This is a genomic window from Methanobrevibacter sp., from assembly GCF_017432245.1.
Taxonomy (GTDB): domain Archaea; phylum Methanobacteriota; class Methanobacteria; order Methanobacteriales; family Methanobacteriaceae; genus Methanobrevibacter.
In genome coordinates this window covers 1-3624 of record NZ_JAFRJO010000080.1, presented here as the reverse complement: position 1 = coordinate 3624, position 3624 = coordinate 1, and the positions used below count along the sequence as shown (strand labels likewise).

Annotated in this window: 5 protein-coding genes; 1 reads left to right on the top strand and 4 read right to left on the bottom strand. The window is 28.1% G+C overall.

From position 1 onward, the window contains the following. Window positions 1-148 precede the first annotated feature (148 nt). From IJI80_RS06565 to IJI80_RS06555, 3 genes are all read right to left on the bottom strand, one after another. Window positions 149-310, bottom strand: coding sequence for a preprotein translocase subunit Sec61beta (locus IJI80_RS06565; protein ID WP_292788689.1), 162 nt, complete (start codon window positions 308-310; stop codon window positions 149-151). 164 nt (window positions 311-474) lie between these two features. Continuing rightward, a complete protein-coding gene (locus tag IJI80_RS06560; protein ID WP_292788688.1) occupies window positions 475-1080 on the bottom strand; it encodes a site-2 protease family protein in 606 nt (201 codons plus the stop codon). A 208-nt stretch (window positions 1081-1288) separates the two neighbouring features. Next, window positions 1289-1942: a CPBP family intramembrane glutamic endopeptidase gene (locus tag IJI80_RS06555; RefSeq protein WP_292788687.1), complete on the bottom strand. Its 654-nt coding sequence runs from the start codon at window positions 1940-1942 to the stop codon at window positions 1289-1291. A 294-nt stretch (window positions 1943-2236) separates the two neighbouring features. Between IJI80_RS06555 and IJI80_RS06550 the strand changes: the two genes are divergently transcribed. After that, a complete protein-coding gene (locus IJI80_RS06550) occupies window positions 2237-2620 on the top strand; it encodes a hypothetical protein (protein ID WP_292788686.1) in 384 nt (127 codons plus the stop codon). A gap of 114 nt (window positions 2621-2734) precedes the next feature. Here IJI80_RS06550 and IJI80_RS06545 read toward each other — a convergent pair whose 3' ends face one another. Continuing rightward, the gene (locus tag IJI80_RS06545) at window positions 2735-3550 is read right to left on the bottom strand and encodes a hypothetical protein (protein WP_292788685.1); all 816 of its coding nucleotides are present in this window, start codon (window positions 3548-3550) and stop codon (window positions 2735-2737) included. Window positions 3551-3624 lie beyond the last annotated feature (74 nt).

Here is a 3624-nt window from a genome sequence, read left to right as displayed (position 1 = left end):
TGTAAAAAAATAGTTAAAAAAATAAAAATTATTATCTAAAAATAAGTTAAAATGTAAAAAAAATAGTTAAAAAAATAAAAAAAGAAACTAGTTAGAGTGATACACACAACTAGTAAAGAATTTTGATCAAACTTTTTTTAAAATTTGCTTATACAGAGAATCTTAAAATAAAACAGAAGATTCCTAAAATTACAGTAATTGCAATGACTATTTCTGGAGCGATTTTTGGACCTACACTTTCGTCATCAAAGTATCTTACTAAACCTGCCCCACTCATAGGAATGCTGATTTTATTATCTTTTTTTGCCATAATATCACGTTAGAATAATTGAATAAATTAATTTTTTAAATTTGAATTTGAGTAATTAATCAAGATTAATATAATTATAATATTAATATGAACTTTATAAGTATTAACTATTTCTATCATTTCTTATATTAAAACTTTTAGTTTTAAAACGATAGTTGGAGTAATTATAAAAATCCTCCGAAGAATAATACTAAAATTGCAGCAATAGCAAATGTAATCAACCAAACAGGAACACTCCAGGACATTACTTTAGAACCATCCAATGGAGGTATCGGCAATAGGTTAAAAGCCGCTAGGAAGAAATTGATCCTAGTACCAAGCACACAAATCAATTGAACAATATATCCAGTTTCAGTATGTACGAAATCTCCAAGAGATCCTAAAATAAGGAAAAATATTAATCCTAAAACTATATTTACGATTGGTCCTGCAATGGAAATGATTCCATTTGTCTTCTTTTCCATACCATTACTATAAATAACAACTGCTCCAGGAGCTGCAAATATGAATCCAAAAAAGGAACTTGCCAATGCGATGAGCAATCCTGTAGGCCATAATTCATATTCTGCATAATATCCATAATGCATAGCTACGAATTTATGCCCTAATTCGTGGAATATGAAACCTGCTCCCACTCCAATCATAACTATAGGGAAAATCAAAGTAACATAACTGTAGTCCCCATTAGAGTAGAGAATGGTAAATCCTAAAGCAATCACTATAAAGGATATGATTAAATCTCTTATCTCTTTACCTGTAAATCTAAACATAACTTAAATTATATTTTATAATCTTATAAAGTTTATGATTGAACATGAAAAGAAATAATGAAAAAATCTTATAAAAATTATGATTGAACATGAAAAGAAATAATGAAAAAATCTTATAAAGTTTATGATTGAACATGAAAAGAAATAATGAAAAAATAGTGAAAAAGAAATAAAGAAATTAATTATTAAAGCATGCTTGAAAATATTTTTATTCCATTTCCTTAGGCCATTCACTGAAAATAGCCTTAAACAATACAAAATTAGATACAATGGCTAAAATGATTATGAGGAAAATTGCTATTGAATTGGATTGAATGAAATATTCAATTCCCCCTAATGCCAACAGGAATGAAAGAAGATTATTCAAAAAGTGAGCAAATATAGGCACCAATATATTTTTAGACTTTATATAAAGAATTGCAACACAAATACCGAATAGTATAGCCCCTAAAATTCCTCCAAAGTTATGGCAAAAACCAAACAATACAGAAGTGAACAAAATGGCTAATGTCACATTTAATTCCTTATTGAATCTTCTTAAGAATATTCCCCTAAACAATAGCTCCTCTATAATTGGAGAAAGGATAACTACAGTTAAAAAGTAAAGAGCCAATATTGAAATGCTTAATCTTGTGAAATCGCCAAAAAGAGGGGAATTAAAGCTAATTATTGATAAATGGCTTAAATATTTCAAGACAAAATAAACTGCTGATACGAATAGGATATTTGCAATTACAATAAATGAAATGTGATAAATGTCAGAAACCTCGAATATTGAATCAAATTCATTCCTTAAAGCTGTTTTAAATGAGATTTCTTCAATATCAATTTTATTCAATTCATAAGCAAAAAATAGTAGCATTATTCCATACAATATGAATTTAAAGAATAAATTTCCTAAATGGATATTAAATATCATAGGAATTAAGGAAAGAATTAATATAATCAATAAAAAGATGGATAAAACATTAATTATTGATAATCTATCTAAAAAATCGTTTAATCTAATCATATAAATTCATCCTATATTTAATCTATAATTAATCATCATTTCAAAAAATCAACTATTTATTTTAATTTTTAGTTTTATAATATATAAGTTTAAACGAACATAATCATAATCAACTACTTTTAAAGATTATTAGGAAATCAAATCATGACAAACAGCTACATTCCTGAAGAATTTGAAATGAATTACAAGCACGATTTAAATGGGACAAAATCCATTAAGCTATTGGACAATGCTCTTTTGGTAAACAATCCCAATCCAGAATTGATTGATATAAATGAAATAAAGAAAGAAAAGTGGATTCACTTTTGGGAAGAAGTTGAAAGAATTGGCCTTTGGGATCTTGAAGAGGAATATCAATCCTGCACTTTAGAGGGAGGATTCACTTGGAGCATAAGAATCATTTACAAAAACAAAGAACTCAATAGCTATGGAGCAAATATGGAACCTAAAATAGTCATTGGAGATAAGGTTTATTCCGTTTTGGAAGAGCTGTATAAGTCAATTGAAGAATTGATTGACTTAGAATAAAAATGGAAAAAATAGAAAAAATAGATAAATAAAAATAAAATAGAAAAAAATTGAAAGAAAAAAATAAAAAATTGGAAGAAAATAAAAATAAAAACTAATTAAAATTTAATGTCTTTAATTAGTAAATGAAGCGGTTTCTGCAATTGATTTTAATACTTCCAAATTGTTACCAGCAATTACAATTACTTGATTATTGTCTGGATTTTGAATGCAGATTGCATAATCTGCATTATTCACATGGGATATCATATCTCCATCAATTGAAACATTTCCATCTGCAGATGCTTCTGCACTTCCGTCATTACCAGTAACTTTTATGCCATCAGTTGAAATGGAAACATCCTCACCGTTTGGATCTGCTACTTCAAATCCTTTTGTAGATAATGAAACAGATGTGTTGTCATCCCCAACAATGTGGATTCCTTCATCTTCAGAAACCTGTACATCAGCAGATTCAGTTGTAACATTCACATTGGAATCATCTGAGAAGATTCCAGTAGCAAAGTTCCATAAGCTATCGATGTCATTTCCAATGTCAAGATTAAGGAAATCCCAATTATTTGCATCTTTGGTTTCCACAATAAAATATTTCTCATTTTCTTCAACGATAGGGCCATCTTTTTTCAAATCATTGATTACATCTGAAATGATGCTTTGGTCTTTTGAACTGTCTTTCAAATAGAGAATTGTGCTTACATCATTTGCATTTTCACCATTATTTGCAAAGATTTCCATGCTAATAGCGAAATCACCGATATTTAAGTTAGTTGCTGTCTCTTCAGCAAAGTGGCTGCCTGATGGAATATCGATTTCAAAATTTGTGCTTTCTATTCCATTGCTTGTCAAATCAGCTGCACCGACACTTGAAATTGCTATTGCAATAACAAGAAGTGTAGAGAATACTGATAAAATTCTTGAATCAATTTTCACTTTATCACCCATTTTAAAATTATTAGTAAATCACCCATAGTTTCTAATTTTCTTATTTTAGATAGTTTCTAATT

What these genes read in the sequence shown, in the direction of transcription:
- IJI80_RS06555 (WP_292788687.1), bottom strand. Translation starts at nt 1,942, where the DNA reads ATGCTACTATTTTTTGCTTATGAATTGAATAAAATTGATATTGAAGAA.
- IJI80_RS06550 (WP_292788686.1), top strand. Translation starts at nt 2,237, where the DNA reads ATGACAAACAGCTACATTCCTGAAGAATTTGAAATGAATTACAAGCAC.
- IJI80_RS06560 (WP_292788688.1), bottom strand. Translation starts at nt 1,080, where the DNA reads ATGTTTAGATTTACAGGTAAAGAGATAAGAGATTTAATCATATCCTTT.
- IJI80_RS06565 (WP_292788689.1), bottom strand. Translation starts at nt 310, where the DNA reads ATGGCAAAAAAAGATAATAAAATCAGCATTCCTATGAGTGGGGCAGGT.